Source organism: Aeromonas sp. SCS5, from assembly GCF_001887375.1.
Taxonomy (GTDB): Bacteria; Pseudomonadota; Gammaproteobacteria; order Enterobacterales; family Aeromonadaceae; genus Aeromonas; species Aeromonas jandaei.
In genome coordinates, this window is the sequence record NZ_LFCS01000008.1 from 128,636 (window position 1) to 154,874 (window position 26,239).

The following is a 26,239-nucleotide window of genomic DNA, read 5'->3' on the forward strand; positions in this document are numbered from 1 at the left end:
CTGATAATTAAGCGATATTTAAAAAAGTAAAGGGGCCTGTACGGCCCCTTTCTTATCATCGTCAGATCCGGAACATACCGACCTGATTACTCAATTCACCCGAAATATTTTTAAGTTGTTCAGAGAGATGGCGTGAGCTGTCGGCATCTACGGCCAGCTCGTCAGACACGTCTTTCACCGCCTGAATGTTGCGGCTGACCTCGTCAGTAACAGCTCGTTGCTCCTCGGCGGCGCTGGAGATCTGGGTCGCCATGTCGGAGATCTGGTTGATGGAAGCGGTGATCTGCTCCAGCGCCTGGGTGGCGTTGTTGGCATCATCCACGCTGTTCTGGGCCAGCAACTGCCCTTCATGCATGGTGCTGACCGCCCCCTGGGTATTGCGCTGCAGGGTTTCGATCATGCTGCGGATCTCGACGGTGGAGCTGTGAGTGCGCTGTGACAGCACCCGCACCTCGTCTGCCACCACCGCAAAGCCACGGCCCTGTTCGCCGGCACGAGCAGCTTCAATAGCGGCGTTCAGTGCCAGCAGGTTGGTCTGTTCTGCGATGCCCTGAATGGTGGAGAGGATGGTATTGATCTCCTGCGCGTTCTTCTCCAGCTCTTGAATGATGTTGGAGGCCTGCTCGACCTGAGTTGCCAGATCGGTGATGGAACGCTGGTTGCGGGCGATGACCTGCTTGCCATGTTCACAGCTGCTGCTGGAGGAGCGCGCCGCTTCGGCTGTCTGCTCGGCGTTGCTGGCTACCTCGACGGCTGTGGCTGACATTTCGTGGACGGCCGTTGCAATCTGGGAGATCTCGTTTTGCTGGCGAGCCAGCCCCTGATTGGCCTTCTCTGCCATGTTGTGTGAGGACTTGGCCTGCTGGTTGAGTTGGCCGGAGGAGTTAGATATATCCTGCACCATCACATGGATCCGCTCGATAAAGGTGTTGACGTGTTTGGCGACCACGCCGACCTCGTCTTCACGCTCAATCTTGATGCGGCGAGTGAGATCGCCATTGCCACGGGAGAGATCGGCAATCGCTTCACCCAGGGTTTTCAGCGGAGCCAGAGAGCCATTGATGGCGACATAGGAGAAACCCGCCACGATGATGATGGTGAGCAGGCCTTGCAGAAGTGCTGACGTGACCATGCGTTTGACCGACTGATAGGCCACCGCCTCATCGACCACAATGCCGTAGTACCAGTCGGTATTGGGGATCTGGTTCAGGTCAAACACGCTCAGTTTGCCGCTGATATCCATCTCTGAAATGGTGCCGTCATGAGCAATGCGATTGACCCCGGAGGCAGTCAGCTCAGGGGAGAGGGCGGTGGCTGGTTTCAGGGTCAGTGAAGCATCCGGGTGGGCAATGATGGTACCGCTGCTGTCGATAAGTACCGCGTAGGTGCCTTCGGTATTGACCGCCAGAATGTCGGAGACCAATCCGCTGATGGATACGTCACCGGCGATCACCCCCTGGGTATTGCCACGCTGGAACGGTTCGGCGATGGTGATAATCAGCTGCCCGGTGGAGATATCTGCATAGGGTGCAGTGATGGTCATTTTACCTGCGGCCATGGCGTCCTTGTACCAGGGGCGCTGGCGCGGGTCGTAGCCGGCGGGCAGATCGGTCGGCTTGCTCTGGATCATCTTGCCATCATTTGTGCCCACATAGACGAGATCAAACCCGCCCGCATTCATGGACTGGGCCAGATGGCTGATGGGGTTATCCTCTTTGGCAAACGCCTCCTTGGTGGAGCTGACCATGTTGACGCGGGCATCGAGCCAGCGGGAGATTCCCTTGACGTTGGCGGCTGAACTTTCGTCGATAAAGCTCCAGATCAGTCGCTGGGTTTCGCTGCGCAGCTGCGAGGTGTTGTACCAGACCTGCAGGCCGGTGATCACCAGAATGATGATCCCGATAGCCAGAACAAGTTTGTTTTTAATGGATAAGTTCATAGTTACTTCCTTGTGAGCGTCAGTCTGAAGTGTGTTCGAGCGAATTATTGTTATGTGCCATCTCTTATCGGCCGAAGTTGGACTCTTTTTATCCCGGTCTACGACTTAAAGTTAGCGGTTAACCTCACGCTTATCCATCCGGATGCGGGTTGCTCACTGCGTTAAAAAACGGTCGGGCCGATTGGTGAATATGCCGTCGACCCCCATAGCAGCCAGCTGTTGCTGGTCGGCAAGGTGATCGACCGTATAGAGCAGAACCTTTAGTCCACGGCGATGTGCATCATCGACCAGCGCAGCGTCAATGAAATCAACATCGCAATTGATGGACCAGGCTCCCAGCTGTTCGGCAAAGTGCGCAAGTTCGAGCGGCAGACTGGCCGTAAGAGCGCCAATCCGGATATCGGGTCGCAGGGTCGCAAAGCGAGCCAGCTCTGGATGGTGGAATGAGGAGATCACCCATTGGCTAGCGGTGAAGCCGAGCTCGTTCTCGGCCCGTTTGGTCAGTGCCGCGACGGCATCGGCGGTATTGGTACCTTTGAGTTCAATATGCAGCTCACATCTGCCGTCAATCAGGCTCATCACCTGCCACAAGGTCGGAATGATCTCCCCCTCGCCAGCATCGAGCTGTTCCAGATAGGAGCGGGATTGCTCGGTCAATACTCCCTTGCCGTTGGTACAGCGCTCGAGCCGCCGATCGTGGAATACCCACAACTCGCCATCGGCCGCCTGCACGTCGATCTCGATAGCGGTGACCCCCAGTTCCAGCGCTTTGGCCATCGCTTTGAGGGTGTTCTCGGGGGCCAGGCCGCTGGCCCCCCGGTGAGCAATGATCTGCATGGTTTGCTCCTTTCTCATTGGCCGGGTTAGCCCCTGCTCAAGTGAATATCGATCTGTTGGTGGGGCAGGGTGAGCCCCTGTTGCTGCATCTTCTCCAGCACCAGCGAGTGAACTTCGTGGGTGATGGGCATCCGGTGATCCATGTTGTTCACGTAGAGCCGGATCTCGTAGATCAGTGCCGAGTCGGTGAACTCGATCAGGAACACTTCGGGGGTTGGAGTATCGAGCACCAGTGTCGATGCCTTGACCGACTCTTCCAGAATAGTCTGAACCAGTTTGGGATCCCGGGTCAGGCCGATGCGGATCCGCAGTCGTACCCGGGTGATAGCATCGGAGAGCGACCAGTTGATGAACTGCTCGGTGATGAAGGCCTTGTTGGGGACGATGATCTCCTTGCGATCCCAATCCACTATGGTGGTGGCGCGAGTCTTGATCTTGGTGACGGTGCCGGTCAGATCGCGGATGGTGACGGTATCACCCAGCCGGATCGGTTTCTCGAACAGGATGATGAGGCCGGAGACGAAGTTGGCGAAGATCTCCTGCAGACCGAAACCCAGACCGACCGAGAGAGCTGCAACCAGCCACTGGGTCTTCGACCAGTCGATGCCGAGCATCGAGAAACCGGTGAGGGCGCCGATCAGGATCACCAGATACTTGCTGGTGGTGGTGAGTGCAAAGCCGGTACCGGGGGAGAGGCTCAGATGCTGCAGCAGGGTCAGCTCCATCAGGCTCGGCAAGTTGCGAGCGGTGACCACGGTCAGGATGAAGACGAAGGCGGTCAGCATCAGATCCTGCAAGGTGATGGCCGAGAGCTGCTCTATGCCGCCAATCTTGCTGCTGACCTGCCACACCTCGATGTTGCTGAGGAAGCTGAAGGCGGAGTTGAGATCCGACCATTGCACCACCACCAGCAGGGTGAAGCCGAGCATCAGCAGAGTGCGGATCAGCCCCAGCGACTGGGTGCTGAGGGTATCGAGGTCAAGCTCGGTCTCCTCGACGACATCCGGGATCTCCGAGCTCAACTCCTCGTGCGATTCATCCCGGCCGCGCAGGGCCAAGATCTCCGCCCGCTTGCTCTTGGCCCGATCGAAGGCCAGCCGGCGACGCTGGATCAGCATCCAGCGTCTGGCCAGATAGTAGACAAGCAGACAGCCAAGCCCCATCAGCAGGCTCAGCTCCAGCTGGCGCAGCAGAATGCGCGAGGTATAAAAGTAGCCAAACAGGGTGCCAATCACCGCCAATAGCGGCGCCAGCATCAGGCTGTTCCAGATGAAGTGGTGCAGCAGATGGGGTTTGGTCATATCGCTCTGGCCCCAGGTGAGCGGCAGTCGCTCCCGGTTGAGACGGGCGAAGAAGAGCAGCAGCCAGAGGGCGCCGATGATAAAGGCCAGCCGCCCGAGGGAGTCGTAGAAGGCGTGCTCCTGATAGCTGTTGGCCATCCCCTGCACAAAAAAGCTCGGGATCAGTACCAGCAGCAGGGTACGAAACTGTCCCCACACTTTCTGCACCTGCTCTTTTGGCCAGCGAAAGTGGTGGATCAGGATCCCCTTCTCAAGGGTGAGGTGACGGGCCAGCACCAGTGCCAGCAGCAGAAACCAGATCTCGCCAAGGCCACGGCCGATAGCCACGGCAAAGGGGTATTGCCAGGCACCGCCCAGCAGCCCCCGCACCATCAGTACCATGGCGGGGAGCGGCATGGCTGCAAGCAGAGAGCGCAACAGCAGCCGGCTGGTAAGGCTGAACTTGTCCTGGGTTACCTTGCCGATCCGTGGTGCTATGTGGTCGCAATAGTGGGTCAGATGGCGAGCCAGTTTGAACCAGCTCCAGGCCAGTACCAGCAGTCCCAGCGTGGCCAGGGTCAGACTGAGCGGCGTGTTTTCGGCGATAGCGTGGGGGACTTGCAGCCAGTTCTCCGGATTGAAAGCCAGCGATAGGGCGGCAGGCACCCCGAGCATGACGGAGGGGGTGAGCGGCCGCACATCCGGCATCCAGAACAGGTGACTGGCGCTGAGCTCACGGATCTCGTCGATCTTGCTGTTGCGATGGCTGTAGAGCAGCTTGAGCCGGGTCTGCTCCTGAATCAGGGTGTCGGACGCGTCGTTGAGACGGGTCAGCAGCTGGCGGCGAGCCTTGAGCAGATTGTCGAGCACTGCCTGCTGCGGGCGGTCAAGGGAGACCTCTTCATTGGCGAGGAGCTGGTCGCGCAGCTGACGGGGATCCTTGAGGGTATCCTGCTCGGTCTCGTACTGATATTTGGCCATGCGGGCGCTGACGATTTCGGATTCGAGCTTGTCGAGGGGGTAGTAGGCGGGCAAATCGGCCAGCTTGCTGCGCAGGTTCTCGCCGTAAGCGTCGCTTATCTGCAGCCATTCAAGCTGCTCGCGCACCGAGTTGACCAGTTCGTTGAGCTCAAACAGATTCTTGTCGACGCTGCGTTGCCTGTCCTGCACCTCTTCGATCTGCTCCTCCAGCCGGCCGAGCTGGATGGAGAGAGCCTGATTCTGTTGCTGCTGCTCCAGCAGCAGGGGCATATCGTCAGAGAGCTGTTTGCGCAGTCGCTCGCTCTCTTCCAGTGCCTGCTCGGTCTTCTCCCGACGCAACTGGTTTTGCTGGGCCATCAGGGCCGCTTGCCACTCGTCCTCATCGGCAATGGTCAGATTGAGCTCCTGCAATTTGAGCTTGCCAAGATCGCTGCGCTGCTGGGCCGAGAGCTGCTCCAGCTCCAGCATCTGGATCCGGTCGGAGATACTCTGCTCCTTGATCCGGGTCAGCAGCAGTTGTGCCTCCTGCAGCCGATCCGATTCGCTGCTGAAGTTGAGTCGCTCCAGCTGACTGCGGGTGACTTGCAGCTGTTTGCGCAGATCATCCACTCGCAGATGGTAATCCTGACCGGTGCTCTCCAGCTGATTGAGGCTGTCCATGATGCCCTGACGCTCTTTGCGCAGCATCATCTGGCGGTTGCTGCTAAGGCCAATGGCCTGGCGCAGGCTCTCCTCCTTGAGACTGGAGAGGGCTGGACGGCTCTTGGGCTGATAGTTGCGCAGGCTCTCCTTGAGGCGGGCCGACTCCTCGGGATAGTCGATCAATACCTGCTGATAGGCTTTGCCCTGCTCCCGGTAACGTTCTGCTTCCCGGGCAAACTGCAGTGCCTGCTGATAGCTCTCCCTCAGTTTCTGATTTTCCGGCGTATCGCTCTTGGGGACGCTTTGCAGCAGCGCTTCGGCCTGGGCGATGGTGTCATCGGCCTGTGCCGTGGTCGTGAGCAGAGCGAGGGAAAGAAGCAGGAGGGCGAGCAGGCGTTGCAACATGAAGCACGTGTCCGTTCATAAGAGGTTGCCCTAGCCTAAAGCAGGGGCAGAAGAGGGTAAAGCGTTCAATATTAATGATTTGTAACACAAATAACGGGCGATCCCGGCCCGATTTGGCTATTATTCTGGCCGTTTTTCCCTCCATTGAGCATTTTATGTCCGCAGTCGATCTGGGCACCGCCCCTCTTTCCCGCCTCTTTTGGCGCTATGTCACCCCGACCGTGGCCGCCATGCTGGTCACCGGCATCTATGTCACCATTGATGGCATCTTTGTCGGCCATATTCTGGGGCAGGATGGCTTGGCCGGACTGATGCTCGCCTATCCCATCTGCGCCGTGCTCTACGCTGTTGGTGCGCTGATCGGCATGGGCTCCTCCTCGCTCGCCTCTTTCTACCTTGGCAAGGGGGAGCAAAAACGGGCGCGCCATATTGTCGGCAATGCACTGGTGATGGTGCTGGTGGCTGCCGCCGTGCTCGCTTTCATCGGCATCAACTATGGCGATGAGATGCTGGCCTGGATGGGGGCCGAAGGGGATATTTTTACCGCCGGTCTGGCCTATCTGCAGTGGTATGCCTGGCTCGGCGTCTTTGCCGTGCTCTCCATGGCCTTTACCGCCCTGCTGCGCAACGACGGGCGGCCGGGACTGACTACCTGGATCCTGGTCGGGGGCGGTTTGCTCAACGTGCTGCTCGACTATCTGCTGATGGCGGTCATTCCATGGGGGCTGGCGGGGGCCGCGATTGCCACCATGCTCTCCCAGGCTGTTACCGGTGGTCTTTGTCTGTGGCACTTCTTTACTCCGCGCAGCAAGTTGCGCATCGGTTGGGATACCCTGCTGCCCGACTGGCGGCTGATGCTGGAGACGGTGAAACTCGGCTTCTCCAGCTTCCTGATGTACCTCTACCTCTCGGTGGTGCTGGCGCTGCATAACAAGGCGTTGCTGGCTGTCGGTACCTCTTTGCATGTCGCTGCCTACGGGGTGATCAGCTATACCGAGGCCTTCTTCTATCTCATCTTCGAGGGGATCGCCATGGGGATCCAGCCCATCGCCAGCTTCAATGCCGGCGCGGGCAACTGGCAACGGGTGTTGCGGATCCGCAATCTGGCGCTGGGGGTGACCGTCGCCATCGCACTTTGTGGCATGGTGCCGCTCTACCTCTGGCCCGAGGGGGCTGTCTACCTCTTTGCAGGCGACAATGCGACTCTGCTGCCGGTGGCAACGCTCGGGATCTGGCTCTACTTCTGGGGGCTGCCGATGGAGGGATTGCTGCTGGTGGGCGCCACCTATTTTCAGGCGATCAACCGTCCCCGCATTGCCTCGCTGCTGACTGGTGGCAAGCTGCTGCTGATCGGTGGCTTCCTGTGGGGATTCTCGACCCTGTGGGGCGTGGCCGGGGTGTGGCTGGCACTGCCGACCTGCAGCACTCTGCTGGTGTTGCTGATGTGGCGGGCGATGTGTCAGGAGTCCGGCTCCCACACGCAGGACTAGTAAGAATACCGGACGTTTTATACAACAAAGGCAGCGATTGGCTGCCTTTGTCATTATCAGGGCTTGAACGCGCCGATAAAGATGGCGGGATCGACCCGGGTGTCGTTGAGGCTGACGTTCCAGTGCATATGGGGCCCGGTGGCGCGACCGGTTGAACCGACCCGTCCGACAATGCCGCCGCGCGGCAGACTCTGGCCGAGCTTCACATCGATTTTCGACATGTGGCAGAACATGCTGATGAGCCCCTGACCGTGGTCGACAAAGACGGTATTGCCGTTGAAGAAGTAGTTGCCAATCAGGATCACCTTGCCGGCAGCGGGGGATTTGATCGGGGTGCCGGCGCCGACGGCGAAGTCGAGCCCGGAGTGGGGATTGCGCTCCTCGCCATTGAAGAAGCGGCGCAGGCCGAACGGGCTCGATAGCGGGCCATCGACCGGCTTGTCGAACATCAGATTGCTCGGCTGGTTGGGACTAAAGGTTTGATAAGCTCGTGTCTGTTCGGCCAGTTCACGGTTGATACGGGTCATGTCTTCGGCGAGCGGATTGACCTGACGGCTGTTTTTTAGCTTGATGTGCTGCTCGCGGTAGTGCTTCGGTGTCACGGTGAAGGCGAGGGTGCGACCATCGCTTGTGGTCAGGTTTTGGTTACCAAGCGGGCTTTTGAGGGAGATGCCTACGATGGCGATCCACTGGCCATCTTCCTGCACGACCAGTACGGGCTTGCCCTGATAATGGGCTTGTGGCGCCGGGGATGCCTTGCCAAGGGGGACAACGGCCACGCCGCCCGGCACCGGATGGTTGAGCAGACGGCTGATAAAACCTTCGGCAAGCGCCGACTGGCTGGCCAGCAATAACAACAGACAACACACAACTCTCATGACGATACCACTCGCTGTTAAAACGCTTCAGATGGCGGAAAGTGCGCCCCGTGGGCTGATTGGCCTGCGGGCGCAGGGAGACGATTTTGCCCTCTCTGCGTAGTTGCAGCCAGTGCCGGGTGTTGAAAAGAGCGGACAATCGGGGTTGGCTGCGTCAGGTTTTATGTCGCTGACATCCTGCTTCGCCATTGAGTCACTGGTGTCCAGCCTCTAGAATCGGCATCCGGCACTGATGCCTGCGATACACCGAGGAGACGACATGAATGGATTATCCCCTTTGCGCCAAGCACCGGCCCGCCACCCGCTCAGCCGTGGCTGGGTCTGGGTTCGCAGCGGGTTCGATATCTTCAACAAGGGGATGGGTGCCAGCGTCGCCATGGTGGTGTTCTGGTTCGGCGTTGGCATGGTGCTCGACCTGCTGCCAGCCGGCGGGCTGATCTCCCAACTGCTCTATATGGTGTGGGGAGCGGGATGGGCCGTTGTAGCAGCTAGGGGATACCGCGGTGAAGCGCTCAACTTCAACGATCTCTTTGCCGGTTTTCGCCACAAGCTGACCCCCCTGATGCTGGGTGGTCTGCTGGTCTTGGCACTTTTCACCCTGATTGGGCTGGTTTGCGTGGGGTTGCTCTCCATGTGGGGTCTGCTCTCGGTGCTGACCCAGGATCCCGATAGCATGGTGGTCTCTGCCCTGCAGGTGCAGCAGCTGTTGATCGTACTGCTGGTGGGGATGATGCTGGTTATTCCGGTGCTGATGGCGGTCACTTTCGCGCCAGCCCTCATCTATTTCCACGATATCGGTATTTTGCAGGCGGCTCGCCTCAGCTTTGCCGGCTGCTGGCGCAACATGTGGCCCTTCTTCTGGTGGGGGATCCTCTGCGCCATCCTGCTGCTCTTTGGCGCTGTGCTGTTACTGGTGGGTCTGCTGGTGGTGATCCCGGCGCTCAACTACTCCATCTATGTGGCGTACCGTGACATCTTCGTCGACGAAGAGGGGGAGGTGAAGCCTCCGGTGACTCCGTTTGGCTTCGAAGCCTGACGCAGCCTTGAACAGTTGATTAAAGAAGGGGCCCTCTGTGGCCCCTTCTGCATTGCTGGATGTTGTCACTCCCGCCAAAGCGGGTCTGCCGCCATGCGGGCCAGCAGAAAATCGAGGAAGCTGCGCAGCAGCGGTGACATCTGCTTGCGGGTGGCATACACCCCGTAAACGCCGAGTCGCTTGGGTTGCCACTGGGTCAGCAGCGGGACCAGCTCTCCCCGCTCAAGATAGGGCTGGGCCGAGTAGCGTGGTTGCAGGCTGATCCCGGCACCGCCCAGGGTCGCCTCCAGCAACAGGTTGGAGATATTGGCACTCAGGTTGCCGCTGACCGGCACCGATTCGGGGCCGTCCGGGCCGTTGAACTCCCACAGACTCTTGCCGAAGTAGGTGTAGGTGAGGCAGTTGTGCAGCGCCAAATCCTGCACCTTTTGCGGTGCCGGGTGGTTGGCCAGATAGGCCGGGCTGGCGCAGACCACCGAATGGCAGGTGCCAAGTCGGCGAGCCACCAGATTGGGGTCGAGATCGTTGGTGATGCGCACGGCCAGATCGATCCGCTCCTCCACCAGATTGACGGTTCTATCCAGCAGCAGGATATCGATGGCGGTGCCCGGGTATTGCGCCAGATAGTCGTTGGCCGCGCCAACCAGCAAGGCTTCCGAGAGGGAGTAACTGCTGGTGATCCGCAGTTGCCCCTTGGGGGCATCATCCCCCTTCACGGCGATCTGCTCCATCTCCTCTCCCAACGCCAGCATGGCGCGGGCCCGGTTCAGCGCCTCCTCGCCCGGGCCGGTCAGGCTCAGACGCCGGGTGGTGCGATGCAGCAGCCGGGCACCCATCCAGCTCTCCAGCTCGGCCAGGTAGCGCGACACCATGGCGCGCGACATATCCAGTTTCTCGCCGGCGCCACTCAGGCTCCCCTGTTCGACTACGCTGACGAAGACCCGTAAAGCGGTCAGTCGATCCATGTATGGCTCTCTATATGTTCGATTTGTGCAACAGTGATGCGCTGTTAGTGCTGTATTTGCACCTTAAGTGATCTAATAAACTCTGTCCATCAAATGAACCCCCGAATGATTAATGAGGAAAACATGATGAACAACCTGATCCGCAACCTGACTCTGACCACCACCCTGTTGAGCGGCGCCGTTCTGGCGGGCCCGCTGAGCGTGACCGTCTACAACCCCGGTGAAAAGGCGATCTTCCCGGTCTCCTCCTCGCTGGTAGCGGGCGATAAAGAGGCCATCCTGATCGATGCCCAGTTCGACGTACAGAATGGTCAGGCGCTGGTCGACATGATCAAGAAGAGTGGCAAGCAGCTGACCACCGTTTATATCAGCGCCGGTGACCCCGACTTCTACTTCGGTCTGGAGCCGGTACTGGCCGCCTTCCCGAACGTGAAGGTGCTGGCCGACCAGCACGTGGTCGACCACATCAAGGAGACCAAGGATGCCAAACTGGCTTACTGGGGACCGATCCTGGGTAAAGGGGCTCCGAAGAGCCTGACCGTGCCGCAAGTGATGACTGCCAGCCAGCTGACCCTTGATGGCGAGAAGATCGAAATCAAAGAGATGAACACACCGAATGCCTACCTCTGGGCGCCTTCCATCAAGACCGCTTTTGGTGGTGTGCCGGTTTACCACGGTGTGCATGTCTGGATGGCCGACAGCCAGACCAAAGCGGCCCGCAGCAACTGGGTTCAGGCTCTCGACAAGCTGCTGGCGCTGAAACCCGAGCGGGTAGTGCCGGGCCACTTCCTGGGGGCAGAACCGAAAGGGAGCGAAGCAGTGACCTTTACCCGTGACTATGTGCAGCGTTTCGAGCAAGAGCTGGCGAAAGCGAAGAACTCCGGCCAGCTGATCGATAGCTTGAAGAAGGCCTACCCCTCCCTGCCGGTTGACGATGGTCTGGCCATCGGTGCCAAGGTCAATACCGGCGAGATGAAGTGGTAATTCACTGAGCCGTATCCCTGTGTTTTTTTACCGGGCCAGAAGGCCCGGTTTTTTATCCTGAATGTGAAGAGAGATACCATGAAGCAACAGAATCCCGTTCTCCATTATGTTTATGACCCCCTCTGTGGCTGGTGCTACGGTGCGGCGCCCCTGCTGCAAAGTGCGGCCACCATTACCGGGCTGAAGATTGAGCTCCATGCTGGCGGACTCTGGCTGGGTGTGCGTCGTCAGCCGATGGGCGAAGCGCTGCGCGACTACGTCCGGCCTCATGATCAGCGGATCGAAGCGCTGACCGGTCAGCCTTTTGGCGAGCGCTATTTCAATGATCTTCTGCTACGTGATGGCTGTTTGCTGGACTCCGAACCGCCGATCCGTGCGGTACTGGCAGTCACCGCTCTGGGTGGTGATGGCCTGACCATGCTGCACCGGATCCAGCAATCCCATTATCGGGACGGGATCTGGGTGGGCTCCGCCGAACATCTGGCCACGCTGGCAGCAGAGCAGGGGATCAGTGAAGAGGCGTTCCAGCAAGCCTATCTGCAGGCCCTTCTGCTGCAACATTTGGCTGACAGCCAGGGGTGGATGAAGAGGGTTGGTGGTCAGGGCTACCCCACGCTTGGGCTGGAGTGCGATGGCAAGGTGAGCCCTGTCCGAGTGTCCGACTTTTTGGGCGACCCGGCAGGGTTGCGTCAGCAGTTGTTGGAGCTGATGAAATAGTTATTAAAGTGTGAACAGACAATGCACCTTTAGCGCGGAGGGGGCAGGCCGATATTCCGGTATGCAGAAGCGATATGAAACACTTCGATTTTCTGCTTGCAGGCTATGCTCTATATGACCATTCCCGAGGGACGTTGCGGGAGTGAAGACCTATTTCAAGGAACCCCTCCTATGTTCAAAAACATGTCTATTGGCCAGAAGCTGAGTGCTGGTTTCGCCATACTGGCTTTGCTGGTGCTGGGTTTGGCCTGGTTCTCCATCAGCCAGTTGGCCAAGCTTTATGATGATACCGAAACCATCACTACCAATTTGCTGCCTTCCACCCGTTATGCCAGCCAGATGCATGTGGCCATTCTGGATGCACGCCGTTCTGAACTGGCTCAGGTCATTGGCGGGCTCAACAAGGATGCGCAGGAGGTGAGTGAACGGACGCTCACCTTCAACAAGGCCAAGCAGGAGTTTGAGACTGCGGCAGATAAATATGGTGCCTTGCCTTTCACCACCGATGAAGAGAAGCAAGTTTATGATCAACTCCGCAGTGCCGGAGCCAAGTACTTCTCGGTGCACGAAGAGTTGATGAGTGCCTTTGCTGCCGGTGATCTGGATAAAGTCAGAAGCCTGCGCAAAAACGAGACCAGAGCTGCGTTGGAAGAGGCTGGGGCCAAATCCTATCGCCTGCGCGAGATCAACAATGAAATCGCCGAGCAGATGACCAAAGGGGTGGCCGATCTCTACGACAGTGCCAGAACCATGAGCATCGTCGTTAGCCTGATCACCCTTGGCTTTGTCGTTGTGATTGCCTGGTTGCTGACTGGCCAGATCCGCAATCCGGTGATGGCCCTGCTTGAGCAGACTCGCAGAGTCTCTGCCGGGGATCTCACCTCGCGCATCGATATGCAGCAGTTCAACAACGACGAATTGGGTACGCTGGCCAAGGGGTTTGGCGAGATGCAGACCAATTTGCGTACTCTGGTCAGCGAAGTATCAGGTTCCGTGGTGCAACTGAGTTCGGCTGCCGAGGAGATTAGCTCGGTCGCCAGCCAGTCTGCCAACAATATGCATTCCCAGCAGCATGAGCTCAATCAGCTGGCAACGGCGATGAACGAGATGCAAGCCACGGTGCAGGAGGTGTCGCGCAACACCAGCGATGCTGCCAGTGCGGCCACTTCTGCCAGTGAAACTGCTGAACTGGGTGCCAAGACGGTCAATGACTCCATCCAGCGCATCGAGCGGGTGGCGAGCGCTATCGAGAGTACGGCAGTGGTGATCCGCCAGTTGGGTGATGACAGTCGCAACATTGGCATGGTGCTGGAAGTGATCCGCGGCATTGCCGAGCAGACCAACCTGCTGGCGCTTAACGCGGCTATCGAGGCTGCCCGTGCCGGTGAACAGGGGCGCGGGTTTGCTGTGGTGGCGGACGAGGTGAGAACCTTGGCCAAACGTACTCAGGACTCCACTTCCCAGATCAACAACATCATCGCCGAGCTGCAACAGCGTGCCGAGCAGGCTGGCAGCACCATGCAGCAGAGCCAGGATCTGATGAATACCACTGTGGCCACGGCGCGGGAAGCCGGTGAGTCTATCTCCCAGATCAGTGGCTCGGTCAGCAGCATCTCTCACATGAATATCCAGATCGCGACAGCGACCGAAGAGCAGGGGGCAGTGAGCGAGGAGCTCAACCGCAACGTGGTCAATATCAGCCACGCCTCCGAGGAGGTCGCCTCCGGTGCAACCCAGATGGCGCAGGCGTGCAATGAACTGAACCATCTGGCTACCCAGCTGCAGGAGATGGTGCGCCGTTTCCGGGTTTGATTGTTACAAAAGCAAGGCCGACAACCGCAAGGTTGTCGGCCTTTTTTATTAACGTAGCAATATGGCGTAAGCCCTGGGATGGCGATGGCTTGTTCCTGGTGCGGATATTGGGCATTCTGTTGACCCATTTGCCGGGCAGGACTCTTGCTGTATGAACCTTCGTGATCTCGAATATCTGGTGGCACTGGATGAGGAAAAGCACTTTCGCAAGGCGGCCGAGCGCTGCTTTGTCAGCCAGCCAACCCTGAGCGGCCAGCTGCGCAAGCTGGAGGATGAGCTCGGGGTGATCCTGATAGAGCGCACCTCACGCAAGGTTCTGTTTACCCCTGCAGGGGATGCCATGGCCCAGCAGGCGAGACGAGTGCTCAAGGAAGTGCGTGAGCTCAAGAGTATCGGCCAGCATTTTTCAGAACCCATGTCGGGGGAGATCCATATCGGATTTATCCCGACGGTGGGACCTTACCTGTTGCCTCGTATCATTCAAGTCCTGCGCGAGAGCTTCCCCCAGCTGGAATTCTACCTCTATGAAGAGCAGACCCAGAGCTTGCTCAAGCGGCTGGAGGAGGGAGAGCTGGATTGCGTCATTCTGGCCGAGATGGCTGGCATGGAGGGCTTTGGCTCCATCCCGCTTTATCACGAGCCGATGTGGCTGGCAGTGCCTTGCCAGCACCCGGAGGCAAGATCCAAAGAGGTGCCGCTCGGGCATCTCAAGGGTAAAAAGCTGCTGATGCTGGAGGATGGCCACTGCCTGCGGGATCAAGCCATGGGCTTCTGCTTTGCCGGCGGCATCGGTGAGGATCAGCGTTTCAAGGGAACCAGTCTGGAGACACTGCGCAACATGGTGGCTGCCGGTAGCGGCATGACCCTTATCCCCCGACTGGCAGTTCCTGCCGATCGTGATGAAGGGGGCGTCAGTTATCGACCTGTCATTGATCCGGTTCCCGGGCGGACTATCTCTTTGCTTTACCGTCACTACTCGGTACGGCGTCCATGTTTCAATGAACTGGCAACCAAAATTGCGGGCTTGATGAAGGTCGCTCTGGCGCAATAAAAAACCGGCAGCGCAGGCTGCCGGTTTGAATTGAACCATTGAGCTGATTTAGAAGATATCGTCGGTGGAGACGGGGCCTTCTATATTCGGATTATCTCCGCCATACACCTGATTGCCATCAGAGGTCGGTGTCGCATAGCGGGTCGGTTCGGTTCCTTCCTTGAAGTATTCATCGGTACCGCCACCCGTGGCCAGCAGTCCTGTCTCACTGTCAATCTTGACGGTCATGATCCCTTCCGGCACCGGCATCTTGTGCTCGGGGATATTCTTGAGCGCCACCTTCATGAAGTCGATCCAGATAGGCTGAGCTGCGCCACCGCCAAACTCGGCACGGCCCAGACCGCGTTGGTGGTTGTCAAACCCGATCCAGGATGTGGCGACAATATCCGGGGTATAGCCGGAGAACCAGGCATCACGAGATTCGTTGGTGGTACCGGTTTTACCGGAAATATCGTGGCGCTTCAGGTCACGCGCTGCACGCCAGCCGGTACCGCGCCAACCGTTGCCACCCCAGATGGCGGTGCTCAGGGTATCGGTAATGAGGAAAGAGCTCTGGGCACTGATGGTATGCGGAGCTATGGCAGCAGTGGCACTGGGTGTTGCTCCGTCAGTGGCAGGTGCAGTTTGTTCGGTCTGCTGCTGCGGGTCGCTTTGCTGTTCGCAGGTGGTGCAGGCGATCGCCGGATTGGCTTGATAGAGGGTGTTCTCCTGGCTGTCGGTTACCTTGTCGATAAAGTAAGGGGTGACCAGGAAACCGCCGTTGGCCAGTACCGAGTAGCCGCGCACCACTTCAAGAGGCGTGAATTCAGCTGCGCCCAGCGCCAATGCTTCATGAGGTGAAATGAAGTCGCGCGGGAAACCGAAGCGGGTCAGGCCGTCGATATAGGTATCGAGGCCAATGGCGCGCATCAGGCGTACCGACATGACGTTCTTGGACTTGGCGAGACCCAAACGCAGCGGTGTCGGACCATCGTAGACGGCCGGCGAGTTTTTAGGTTGCCACATCGGCCCCTTGGAGGGATCCCACTGGTTGATCGGTGCGTCGTTGATAAGTGACGCCAGGGTATAACCATGCTCCAGCGCGGTGGCATAGAGGAAAGGCTTGATGTTGGAACCAATCTGGCGACGTGCTTGATCAACCCGGTTGAACTTGGAGAGTTCGAAGCTGAAGCCACCGACCAGCGCTTCCAGCGCACCATTTTTCGGGTTCATGGCAACCAGTGCCGCGTTGACGTCCGGGATTTGAGCCAGCAGCAGCTCTTCGCCCTGCTCGCGAACCCAGATCCGAGCGCCGACTTTCAACACATCCCGCGCTGATTTGGGGGCATAGCCCTGGCGGTCGTCGGTAATAAAGGCGCGAGCCCACTTGATGCCGTTCCAGCCAAGGGTGGCTTCTTTGCCATTTTTCAGAACCAGGGTGGCATTACGGTCATCCAGCTTGGTGACGACGGCAGCCATCAGCGGATCATAGGTAGGCTGTTTGGCCAGATGGGCGACGATCTGCTCGTAGTCCCAGCTCGACTCACCTGCTTTCCACAATTGTTCGCTCGGTCCGCGGTAACCGTGGCGCATGTCATAGGCAAAGACACCGTCCAGCAGGGCCTGTCTGGCCGCGCGCTGACGATCGGCAGAGACGGTGGTGTAGACATGCAGGCCCATGGTGTAGGCATCTTCACCAAACTGCTCGACCATTTTCTGGCGCACCATCTCACCCAGATAGGGGGCATGCAGGGTCACTTCGGCGCCGTGATAACGAGCCTTGATCGGCATCTTGGAGGCTTCGTCAAACTGGGCCTGAGTGATCTTGCCTGTCTCCAGCATCCGACCCAGCACCACATTGCGGCGTGCAAATGCGCGCTCCGGCGAACGGATTGGGTTGAGCATGGAGGGGGCTTTTGGCAGACCGGCGATGATGGCGATCTCGTCGAGTCCCAAATCTTTTACTTCTTTACCGAAGTAGACCTGTGCGGCTGCGCCGACACCAAATGCACGGTAGCCAAGGGGAATTTTGTTGAGATAGAGCTCGAGGATCTCATCTTTGGAGAGGTTTTGCTCAATCCGCCAGGCAAGGAAGACCTCCTTGATCTTGCGGATCAGGGTCTTCTCGTTGCTCAGGAAGAAGTTGCGGGCAACCTGCTGGGTGATGGTACTGGCACCCTGACGGGCCTGGCCGGAGACAGCCCAGACAGTTGCTGCACGCAGGATGCCGATGGGGTCGATCCCCGGGTGCTCATAGAAGCGGGCATCTTCCGTTGCCAGCACGGCATCGATCATCGGCTTTGGAATTTCATCCAGATGCAATGGAATGCGACGGATCTCGCCATATTGGGCGATCAACTCGCCATCACGACTATAGACCCGCATCGGAGTTGCCAGTTTGACGTCACGCAGTGCAGTAACGTCAGGCAGTTGAGGCTTGATGTAGAAGTAGATACCGATGAGGCTGGCAACACCCAGCACAGCACCCAGCATCATGACAATAAACAGGCGAACGAGCCATTTCAGCATGGAAGAACTACCAATCGTCTTAAAATTAGCCAACGGGCGCAGAGTATAGCCCTTTTGCTATCTGGAATTCGAGGTTTTCCTGTGGCGAACCACCCACCTCGAAGGATGCGAGAGGTTAGCACTCCGGGGCGCAATAACCAAGGAGACGCCTTCCGATTAAGAAAGCGAGGCAAGTCACTTTTCGGTATAAACTTTATGACATTGATAGATAGAGCATTTAGGATAGCCAAAGACCTCTTCGGGTGGGCTGTCCTACACTGAACCCAGAAACCAAACCCAATAACGCATGGATGTGTATATGTTTGGGCTATTCAACAAGGGATCCCTCCTCCCGTTGGTGGGCGTTGATTTTGGCAGTCAGACCATCAAGGCGGTCACCCTCAGTGGACGTCCCGGCAAGCTGCATATCGATTCCGTCGCAGATATCGTTACCCCGAAGGGGACGCTGGTGGATTACCAGTTACAGGATATCGAGCGAGTCAGCCAGTCCCTCAAAAGTCTTAAACGCCTGCTCCCCGGTAACAGCGACTATGCCGCCACTGCCGTGACGGGTTCCAACGTGATCACCAAAGTTATTCAACTTGATGCAGCTCTCAGCGACAAGGAACTGGAGAATCAGGTTCAGCTCGAGGCCGAGCAAATCATTCCTTTTCCGCTTGATGAGGTCAGCCTCGATTTTGAGGTACTGGGTAATAGTCTTAACAATGAAGAACGTCTTGATGTGCTGCTGAGTGCAGCACGAACCGAAAGTGTGAATGGCAGGGTTAGTGCGCTTTCCGAGTCAGGTTTTATGGTCAAAGTGGTTGATATCGGGTCACACGCACTGGGACGTGCCGTGGTGACTTGTCTGCCTGAGTTGCTGGAAAGCGAACGCCCTGTGGGGGTAATTGATATCGGTGCCAGCTCAATGACCTTTGCTGCACTGGTTAAGGGAGAGGTTATCTACTCCCGGCTGCAAAACTTCGGTGGCGATCAATATAGCCAGGCACTCTCCTCCTTTTATGGCATGACGCTGGAAGAAGCAGAGCAGGCCAAGACCAAAGGCACGCTACCGGTGGATCACGAGCTGGATGTGCTGATGCCCCATATCAATTCACTGCTTCAGCAGGTTCGCCGCAATATTCAGCTCTTTTGCAGCTCTTCCGGCTATCGGGAAGTATCCAGGCTGGTGTTGAGCGGTGGAGGGAGCTTGTTGCCGGGTCTGGTGGTGCAGCTGAAAGAGGAAGTCAACTGCGAGGTATTGCACCCGGATCTCTTTGCCTTGTTTGGCAAACCAAAAAGTGAAGTCGAACAGTCACATGGTGCCAAATATATGACTGCGTTCGGGTTGGCCTTGAGGAGCTTCACTCCATGTCAAATATAAACCTCCTGCCCTGGCGCGAGGTACGAGCACAGCGCCAGAAGAAACAGTTTGGTGTCTTATTAGGGGCCTTTGTGCTGGCGACGGTTGCACTTGGTTTTTTTGTCGACTGGTTGGTTGAACATCAGGTGGGTTCACAGCAGCAGCGAAATCAGCGTCTTGTTCAGGAGATGGCTATTTTGGATGCGCATCTGGGAGAGATCCGGTTGCTCAAGGAGCGGCGCAAAGAGCTGATCGACAGGATGCAGCTTATCGAGCAGTTGCAGATGCGCCGCAACTTGCCGGTTCGCCTCTTCAACCAACTGCCATCTTTGGTGCCTAACGGGGTCTATCTCAATACTCTCGCCTTGCAGAACAATACGATAGATGTAAATGGCAAGACGGAGGCATATGGTCGGGTAGCCAGCATGATGCGCAGGATTGATGCTTCCGGTTGGCTGGGACAGTCCAAGATCAGCACTATTTTTACTGCCGACGTTGAGCCTGTTTCCCTCAGCCAGTTTTCCATGATGTTCCTTATCGCCAACAATGCGGCAGCTGCCGATGATGCGAACAAGGAGAAAAAATGAATCTGCAGCAACTCAATGAGCTGGATTTCAACAACATAGCGAGCTGGCCCAAGGCTGCAAAAGTGATCTTTATTCTGTTTTGCTGTGTGTTGACTGGTGGGCTCCTCTACTACTACGTGATAGCCAACTCACTGGCTGTGCTGACACAAGAAACGGAGCAGGAGACTGAACTGAAGTCTCAGTTTGAGAGCAAAGCGATGCTTGCTGCGAACTTGGGGGTATACAAGGCTCAGATGGTTGAGCTGGAACATCTGGTCGATACCCAGCTAAAGCAGCTGCCCAATACTCATGAAGTAGCGGGGTTGCTGGATGACATCAGTTTTATTGCGACGGATAACGGCTTGAAGCTGAATCGCATTAATTGGGAACCTGAAGTGAAACACGAATTTTCGACCGAGCTTCCCATGCGTATCGAGGTGGTAGGAACCTATCATGAACTTGGCAAGTTCACGGCTGACATGGCGGCGTTACCTCGTATCGTCATCCTCGACTCCTTTACGCTCGATCAGAACAAGGATTCGGGAGACCTGATCTCGATGTCGATGCTGGCCAAGACCTACAAATATAACGGCAAAACAGTGGGGTCTAAATAATGAAGCGTATCTGCTGGTTGTTACCTGCTCTCCTGCTGGCGGGGTGTGGTGGCCAGGAGGACATGGATTCCTATATTGCCGACGTTAAAGCAAGGCCGCCGATCCCCATTGAACCATTGCCGGAGCTCAAGCCGTTTTCTCCCATGCACTACCAACAACAGGAGTTGCGTAGCCCCTTCATGATGCCTCAGCCCGAGGCGAGCAGTGGGACAGAGAATAGTGCCAAGCTAAAGCCTGATTGTGCACAAGTAGTAAGCGATCGGGAAAAAGAGGTGCTGGAGAATTACTCGTTAGCCAGCCTGTCGATGCAAGGTTCATTGGCCAAGGCAGGGCAATTGTGGGCGTTGATCCGAACTCCCGATGGTCAGTCTATGCGGGTCGGACTAAACCAGTATATGGGGCTTGATCAGGGGCGGGTCATCAAAATTACTGATACTGCAGTGGATTTGCTGGAAACCATACCGGATGGGAAGGGGTGCTGGGTAACAAGAGAAACCCAGTTGGCCATGGCCAATACGCAGGCAAAACAATAATCAGGGATGAGCAGCAATGAGAAGAACAATGGAACATGTAACCAAGGTGGCCCTGCTGTTTTGTGCCAGTGCCTTTACTCAGGCCTGGGCGGTTGCAACCCTGCAAGAGATCAAGGTCAATCCTCTGCTTGCTGACCAACTGCAGCTTGAATTGAGTTTTAGTGAACCAGTCAGCAGTTTTACCGATCGCCTCTCCTACCAACCCAATCAACTGCTGTTACATATTCCCGGTGCAGTAGGTGCCCTCAAGGTCAATCCGTTACCAATCCAGAGACAGGGGGTTGATAACATCAAGGTGGAGGGTAAAGGAGCCGGACTTGATATCAAGATCGCTCTTGATCAGTTGGCCCCCTACCAGGTACAGCAGCAGGGCAGTAAATTGCTGGTATCGCTGGGGGAAGGGGCATCAACGGCGTCTTTTAATGCAGAGAGTGCTCTGCTGACCCCAGCTGCGACACCTGTTGCTACTTCAGCCGCTCCTGTCACCACATCGGCATTGATCAATTCCAACGTGGTAGCCAGTTCGCAGCCTGTTCAACCGCAGGCGATGCCTGTTGCCTCAACGTCCTTAGCCAAACCCGTTCTCAATAATTATCAGAACAGTGGCGGTGGCGCCTATTTCAATACGGTAACTGGCGTTGATTTTCGTCGTGGCAAGGATGGTCAGGGCGAGTTTCTGGTGACACTGGACAACAGCTCAGCAGCGGTGGATGTGAGCAGTCGTGGCCAGACTGTGATGGCCAAATTCCACGGTACCAGCGTGCCTGACGGCTTGCTCAACCTTATCAATGTGCAGGATTTCGCGACCCCGGTTTCTCAGGTCGAAGTGTCTCGTCAGGGCAGTGACACCCTGTTCGAATTATCGGTAAATGGTCAGTTTGATTATCGTTATGATCAGGCAGACAAAATGTTCATTATCGAGGTGAAAAAGCGCACGGCTGCGGCTGGTTCCAAGCAGTATCAAGGAAAGCCCATCTCATTGAACTTTCAGGATATTCCTGTAAGGACCGTGCTGCAGCTCATTGCTGACTTCAATAACCTCAATCTGGTTACCACCGATTCTGTATCCGGTAACATCACGCTGCGTCTTGATGGCGTACCCTGGGAGCAGGCACTCGATATCATCCTGAAGGTGCGTGGGCTGGATAAGCGGCTGGACAACAATATTCTGCTGGTTGCTCCTGCTGACGAGATTGCTACTCGCGAGAAACAGCAGTTGGAGAGTCGCAATCAGGTTGCTGATCTGGCACCGCTTTACACCGAATATCTGCAGATCAACTATGCCAAAGCATCTGAAGTCGCGGCGTTGCTCTCCTCCCAGAGTACCAAGCTGCTCTCGTCCCGCGGTGCGGTCAGTGTGGACGAGCGTACCAACGTGCTGGTGGTAAAGGATACGGCTGAGGTGATCAGCAATATCAAGCGAATGCTGGATATTCTCGATATACCTGTCAAGCAGGTCGTTATTGAAGCTCGCATGGTGACCATTGACGACGGCTTCGATGAGGCGCTCGGGGTGCGTTGGGGAGTGACCAAGAATGATGGCCATGGCAACAGCACCTCGGGCTCCATCCAAGGTAACGATACTTCGGGTAATAACAACGGTACGTCGGCGATTACCAGACCTACCGTTGATGATCGTATGAACGTCAATCTGCCTGTGACCAATGCTGCAGGCACATTGGCCTTTCAGGTGGCTCGTCTGGCTGATGGCACGCTTCTGGACCTTGAACTCTCTGCGCTGGAGAAGGAGAGCAAGGCCGAAATCATCGCAAGTCCCCGGGTAACCACCGCCAACCAGAAACCGGCGCTGATTGAGCAGGGTACCGAGATCCCCTATGTGGAGTCCTCTTCTAGTGGTGCTACCTCTGTTACCTTCAAAAAGGCGGTACTGAGTCTGAAGGTGACTCCGCAGATCACTCCCGACAACCGGGTGATCCTCGATCTGACCGTGACGCAGGATACCAAGGGTGAGACAGTGCCGACCGGCACTGGCGATGCGGTATCCATCAACGCCCAGTCCATCACCACCCAGGTGCTGGTGAACAATGGCGAGACCCTGGTGCTTGGCGGTATCTACCAACAGACCATCAAGAGCGATGTGACCAAGGTGCCGCTACTGGGGGATATTCCCGGATTGGGGGCCCTGTTTCGCAAGACAACCAGCGAGAACAAAAAGCGTGAGCTGCTGATTTTCGTCACACCCAAGATAGTCACCGACGCTTTTTGAATGCTTTACATGTGAGGGTAAAACACATATAACCTTACGCCCCGACAAGGCTGGGGCGTAAGGGCTGCGGTTGCCAGTCCCGATTTCTATTGAGATAATCCCCCACCTGATCCATCGCAAGATAAGGTTCACAGGTACCCCGATCCAGTATTTATCGGGGTCGTACAGTTTGTAATTACTAACGAAAAGACATGGCTGAGAAACGCAATATTTTCCTGATAGGTCCCATGGGTGCGGGCAAGAGCACCATAGGTAGACATCTGGCAGAACAACTGCACATGGAGTTTTTCGACTCAGATCATGAGATTGAGCGCCGCAGTGGTGCTGATATCAGCTGGGTGTTCGATGTTGAAGGCGAAGAGGGTTTTCGGATCCGCGAAGAGAAGGTGATCGGCGAGCTGTCCGAACAGCAGGGTATCGTGCTGGCGACCGGTGGCGGAGCCATCAAGAGTCGCGAAACTCGCAATAAACTCTCTGCTCGTGGCATCGTGGTCTACCTCGAAACCACCATTGAAAAGCAGCTGGCGCGTACACAACGCGACAAGCGTCGCCCTCTGCTGCAGACCGAAGAGCCAGCTCGTGAAGTGCTTGAGCGTTTGGCACAAGAGCGTAATGCCCTGTATGAAGAGGTTGCCGACTTTGTTGTGCATACCGATGAGCAGAGTGCAAAAGTGGTTGCCAATCAAATCGTCAAGCTGATCGGTATGTAAACAAGAGGACGTCCATGGAACGGTTGAAGGTTGAATTGGGTGAACGCAGCTATCCCATCGAGATAGCTGCAGGCTTGTTGCAGCGTGCTGATGTGCTGACATCGGCTATCAAGGGCAAGCGGGTAATGATAGTGACCAACACGGTCGTTGCCCCGCTCTATCTTGAGCTGGTTACCTCCCGACTCTCTGGTTTTCAGGTCGAGCACCTGATCCTGCCGGATGGCGAGGCTTACAAGAACCTGGCAACCTTCGAGCAGATCATGTCTGCTCTGCTTGAAACCAACCATGGGCGCGATACGACACTGATCGCTCTGGGGGGCGGTGTGATAGGGGATGTGGTGGGCTTTGCGGCAGCAAGCTATCAACGTGGCATTCCTTTTATCCAGATCCCGACCACCCTGCTCTCCCAGGTTGACTCCTCTGTGGGCGGTAAAACCGCTGTCAACCACCCCCTCGGCAAGAACATGATTGGGGCTTTTTATCAGCCCAAACAAGTTGTTATCGATACCGAATGTCTGAGTACCTTGCCCGCCCGCGAGTTTGCCGCAGGGATGGCCGAGGTGATCAAGTACGGCATCATTTGGGATGCTGATTTCTTCAGCTGGCTGGAGCAGAACATGGTTCTGCTGCAACAGCTTGATCCTGCTGCGTTGGCATACGCCATCAAGCGCTGCTGCCAGATCAAGGCGGATGTGGTCGGTCAGGACGAGACCGAGCATGGCGTACGAGCACTGCTCAATCTGGGCCACACCTTTGGTCATGCTATCGAAGCGGAACAGGGCTACGGCAACTGGCTGCACGGTGAAGCGGTGGCGGCTGGTATCATGCTGGCGGCCTGGACGGCTCGGGCCCGTGGCGAGATGACCGAGCAGGAGGTCGCCCGAGTTCGCGCTCTGCTGCTGGCGGCAAACTTGCCGATCAAGGCTCCGGCCGAGATGGATTTTGCCGCTTTTATTCGCCATATGCGTCGCGACAAGAAGGTACTGGAAGGCAAGCTGCGTCTGGTTTTGCCGGTCGGTATCGGTCATGCACAGGTGGTTGCAGATGTCTCCGACGCAGAGCTGTTGGCGGTGATCGAGTCAGGTCGTGAGTAAACTCCTTCAATTTCCTTCCCAGCGGCAGCTGGTTGACCGGCTGCTGCATCTGATTGAATTCAATCACCCTTTTATCTTTCTCTCCGGCAAGCCCGGGAGCGGTCGCGGTACCCTCTGCGAGTCACTGCTCGGCAAACTGCCGGAAAAAGTACGCGTCGTCAGCCTGATAGGCACTCCTGCCATGAAGATGGTGGATGTGCGTCAACTGCTGCTGCCTCAAGTGGTGGCACGCCCTCTGTTCAACCCGCAGGATGCGCTGGCTGACAGCTTCTTTCGCATGCTGGAGGGGAGCAAGCCTGCCACCCTGTTGCTGATGATTGAGCGGGCAGACGAGCTGCCTGCCGAGTTGCTGGGTGAGCTGTGGGCCATCAGCCGCCACAACGATACGCTGGCAATACCGCATCGCCTGGCCATCATCGTCTCTGGGAGTGATCACTGGTGTCGCAGCCAGCGGCCTCAGCTCAAAGGGCGAGCCATGCCGGCGCTGGAGCTGGAGGTGCCGCCACTGAGCCCACCGGAGCAACGCATCTTCTTGTATGAAAAGGCCAAAGAGCTCAAGATCCCGACGACCCTCTTGCCCAAGGTCAAAGTGGAAGAGATCCTGACTACGGCGAATGGACATCCGTCCACCATCATGCAGTTACTGGAGGATATCATGACCGACAGAAGGCCCAAGAAGCGTCAGGCCGAGTTGCCCGTCAAGAAGATTGCCACCGTCATCGCGATGGTGGCTGGTGGTCTGCTGGCGATGAGCTATCTGCTGCCTGCGCTGTTTAGCAGCGACAGCAAACCTGCCATGCAAGACCCGGCTCAGACAACCCCCTTGCCCATCCAGGTTTCAGGCGGCGATCCCCTGACCGTCGGCAGTGGCGATAGCAGCCAGCAGGCTGCGCAGGATAATGGCAGCGGCGATGCAAGCAGTGCTACTGGCGTAGTGAAGGATTGGCAGCCGGAGGCCAAGGTGCTGCCCAAGTCGGTCGACAGCGATACCGTCACGACCGAATCCACCAACTACGAGGGGCGCCGGGTGGTGATCTCCGATGAGGTGGTGCAAAAGCTGATGAGCGAGCCCAAGGTGAGCGGTGCATTGCCGACCGATGTGGTTGACGAGCTGACCGGCAAAGGCCCGGCGGTGGCGAGTGGCGCTGCCACGACTGGCACGGCCACGACCACTGCCAAGGCAGCGACCAGTGTGCCGGTTACCGCAACGAGCAAAACCGCTACGCCTGCGGCAACCACCCGCAGCGAACCGGCCGCCGCGCCAGCGCCCAAGGTGGAGCTTACGCCCGTGGCGACTCTCACTAAGAAGCCGCGCAACCACTACAGCATCCAGTTGATGGGGGCGAGCAACACCAAAGCGGTGGATCAGTTTGTTGCCGAGCATGGTTTGGCGGGCAAGGTGTGGGTCTATCAGACCAAGTTCCGCGGTAGTCCCTGGTATGTGGTTCTGCAGGGGGATTACGCCGGCCTGAGCCAGGCCAAAAGTGCCATTCGCAAACTCTCCCCCGAGCTGCTGAAAGGGCAGCCCTGGCCCAAGTCGTTTGCACAGGTACAAAAAGAGCTGAAGCAATAGCCTTGATACCGGATAAGGGGGTAGAATCGACCCCCTTTTTGGGTCTTGCCTTCTT

General features: G+C 57.1%; 20 protein-coding genes. 14 read left to right on the forward strand and 6 right to left on the reverse strand.

Annotated elements, in window-relative coordinates; genetic code table 11:
• Positions 1-61 precede the first annotated feature (61 nt).
• The 3 genes from BS300_RS12290 to mscM form a co-directional block, all read right to left on the reverse strand.
• Positions 62-1,939, reverse strand: a complete 1,878-nt coding sequence (locus tag BS300_RS12290) for a methyl-accepting chemotaxis protein (RefSeq protein WP_041210005.1) — start codon at positions 1,937-1,939, stop codon at positions 62-64.
• A 153-nt stretch (positions 1,940-2,092) separates the two neighbouring features.
• Positions 2,093-2,776, reverse strand: coding sequence for a glycerophosphodiester phosphodiesterase family protein (locus BS300_RS12295; protein WP_071913081.1), 684 nt, complete (start codon positions 2,774-2,776; stop codon positions 2,093-2,095).
• 26 nt (positions 2,777-2,802) lie between these two features.
• Complete coding sequence (gene mscM / locus BS300_RS12300; protein ID WP_071913084.1) at positions 2,803-6,084, reverse strand: miniconductance mechanosensitive channel MscM; 3,282 nt, start codon at positions 6,082-6,084, stop codon at positions 2,803-2,805.
• Between the two features lie 155 nt (positions 6,085-6,239).
• Between mscM and BS300_RS12305 the strand changes: the two genes are divergently transcribed.
• On the forward strand, positions 6,240-7,574 hold the full coding sequence (locus tag BS300_RS12305) for an MATE family efflux transporter (RefSeq protein ID WP_071913086.1): 1,335 nt from the start codon (positions 6,240-6,242) through the stop codon (positions 7,572-7,574).
• Positions 7,575-7,630: 56 nt separating this feature from the next.
• Here the strand turns inward: BS300_RS12305 and BS300_RS12310 are convergent, their stop codons facing one another.
• Positions 7,631-8,452 (reverse strand): M23 family metallopeptidase, encoded by an 822-nt coding sequence (locus BS300_RS12310; RefSeq protein WP_071913088.1) that lies wholly within the window; start codon positions 8,450-8,452, stop codon positions 7,631-7,633.
• Positions 8,453-8,711: 259 nt separating this feature from the next.
• On the opposite strand from BS300_RS12310, the gene BS300_RS12315 reads away from it, so the two are divergent.
• Positions 8,712-9,488: a BPSS1780 family membrane protein gene (locus BS300_RS12315; RefSeq protein ID WP_071913090.1), complete on the forward strand. Its 777-nt coding sequence runs from the start codon at positions 8,712-8,714 to the stop codon at positions 9,486-9,488.
• Between the two features lie 65 nt (positions 9,489-9,553).
• Here the strand turns inward: BS300_RS12315 and BS300_RS12320 are convergent, their stop codons facing one another.
• Positions 9,554-10,453, reverse strand: coding sequence for a LysR family transcriptional regulator (locus tag BS300_RS12320; protein ID WP_041210011.1), 900 nt, complete (start codon positions 10,451-10,453; stop codon positions 9,554-9,556).
• 123 nt (positions 10,454-10,576) lie between these two features.
• Between BS300_RS12320 and BS300_RS12325 the strand changes: the two genes are divergently transcribed.
• The 4 genes from BS300_RS12325 (at position 10,577) to oxyR (ending at position 15,017) form a co-directional block, all read left to right on the forward strand.
• Complete coding sequence (locus BS300_RS12325; RefSeq protein ID WP_043850210.1) at positions 10,577-11,437, forward strand: Vmh family MBL fold metallo-hydrolase; 861 nt, start codon at positions 10,577-10,579, stop codon at positions 11,435-11,437.
• Between the two features lie 78 nt (positions 11,438-11,515).
• Entirely contained in the window at positions 11,516-12,154 is a 639-nt protein-coding gene (locus tag BS300_RS12330; RefSeq protein WP_071913092.1) for a protein-disulfide isomerase, read from the forward strand.
• 171 nt (positions 12,155-12,325) lie between these two features.
• Positions 12,326-13,966, forward strand: a complete 1,641-nt coding sequence (locus tag BS300_RS12335; RefSeq protein ID WP_041210013.1) for a methyl-accepting chemotaxis protein — start codon at positions 12,326-12,328, stop codon at positions 13,964-13,966.
• A gap of 151 nt (positions 13,967-14,117) precedes the next feature.
• Positions 14,118-15,017, forward strand: a complete 900-nt coding sequence (gene oxyR, locus BS300_RS12340; protein WP_071913094.1) for a DNA-binding transcriptional regulator OxyR — start codon at positions 14,118-14,120, stop codon at positions 15,015-15,017.
• Between the two features lie 48 nt (positions 15,018-15,065).
• Here the strand turns inward: oxyR and BS300_RS12345 are convergent, their stop codons facing one another.
• Complete coding sequence (locus BS300_RS12345; RefSeq protein ID WP_071913096.1) at positions 15,066-17,525, reverse strand: PBP1A family penicillin-binding protein; 2,460 nt, start codon at positions 17,523-17,525, stop codon at positions 15,066-15,068.
• A gap of 298 nt (positions 17,526-17,823) precedes the next feature.
• Here BS300_RS12345 and tapM point away from each other — a divergent pair, with 298 nt between their 5' ends.
• The 8 genes from tapM to BS300_RS12385 all read left to right on the forward strand — a co-directional run bounded on the left by tapM (position 17,824) and on the right by BS300_RS12385 (position 26,184).
• On the forward strand, positions 17,824-18,888 hold the full coding sequence (tapM, locus tag BS300_RS12350; RefSeq protein WP_071913099.1) for a PilM family type IVa pilus assembly protein TapM: 1,065 nt from the start codon (positions 17,824-17,826) through the stop codon (positions 18,886-18,888).
• Positions 18,876-19,454 (forward strand): PilN family type IV pilus biogenesis protein TapN, encoded by a 579-nt coding sequence (gene tapN, locus BS300_RS12355; RefSeq protein WP_041210017.1) that lies wholly within the window; start codon positions 18,876-18,878, stop codon positions 19,452-19,454. Before tapM ends, tapN begins: the two co-directional genes overlap by 13 nt.
• A complete protein-coding gene (gene tapO, locus BS300_RS12360) occupies positions 19,451-20,047 on the forward strand; it encodes a PilO family type IV pilus biogenesis protein TapO (RefSeq protein WP_071913101.1) in 597 nt (198 codons plus the stop codon). The genes tapN and tapO overlap by 4 nt, the downstream gene beginning before the upstream one ends.
• The gene (locus BS300_RS12365; RefSeq protein WP_041210018.1) at positions 20,047-20,580 is read left to right on the forward strand and encodes a pilus assembly protein PilP; all 534 of its coding nucleotides are present in this window, start codon (positions 20,047-20,049) and stop codon (positions 20,578-20,580) included. Before tapO ends, BS300_RS12365 begins: the two co-directional genes overlap by 1 nt.
• A 16-nt stretch (positions 20,581-20,596) precedes the next feature.
• Positions 20,597-22,807: a type IV pilus secretin PilQ family protein gene (locus tag BS300_RS12370; RefSeq protein ID WP_071913102.1), complete on the forward strand. Its 2,211-nt coding sequence runs from the start codon at positions 20,597-20,599 to the stop codon at positions 22,805-22,807.
• A gap of 191 nt (positions 22,808-22,998) precedes the next feature.
• Positions 22,999-23,517 (forward strand): shikimate kinase AroK, encoded by a 519-nt coding sequence (gene aroK, locus BS300_RS12375; RefSeq protein ID WP_033113859.1) that lies wholly within the window; start codon positions 22,999-23,001, stop codon positions 23,515-23,517.
• Positions 23,518-23,531: 14 nt separating this feature from the next.
• Complete coding sequence (aroB, locus tag BS300_RS12380; protein ID WP_071913105.1) at positions 23,532-24,611, forward strand: 3-dehydroquinate synthase; 1,080 nt, start codon at positions 23,532-23,534, stop codon at positions 24,609-24,611.
• A complete protein-coding gene (locus BS300_RS12385) occupies positions 24,604-26,184 on the forward strand; it encodes an AAA family ATPase (RefSeq protein WP_071913107.1) in 1,581 nt (526 codons plus the stop codon). Before aroB ends, BS300_RS12385 begins: the two co-directional genes overlap by 8 nt.
• The last annotated feature ends 55 nt before the right edge of the window (positions 26,185-26,239 follow it).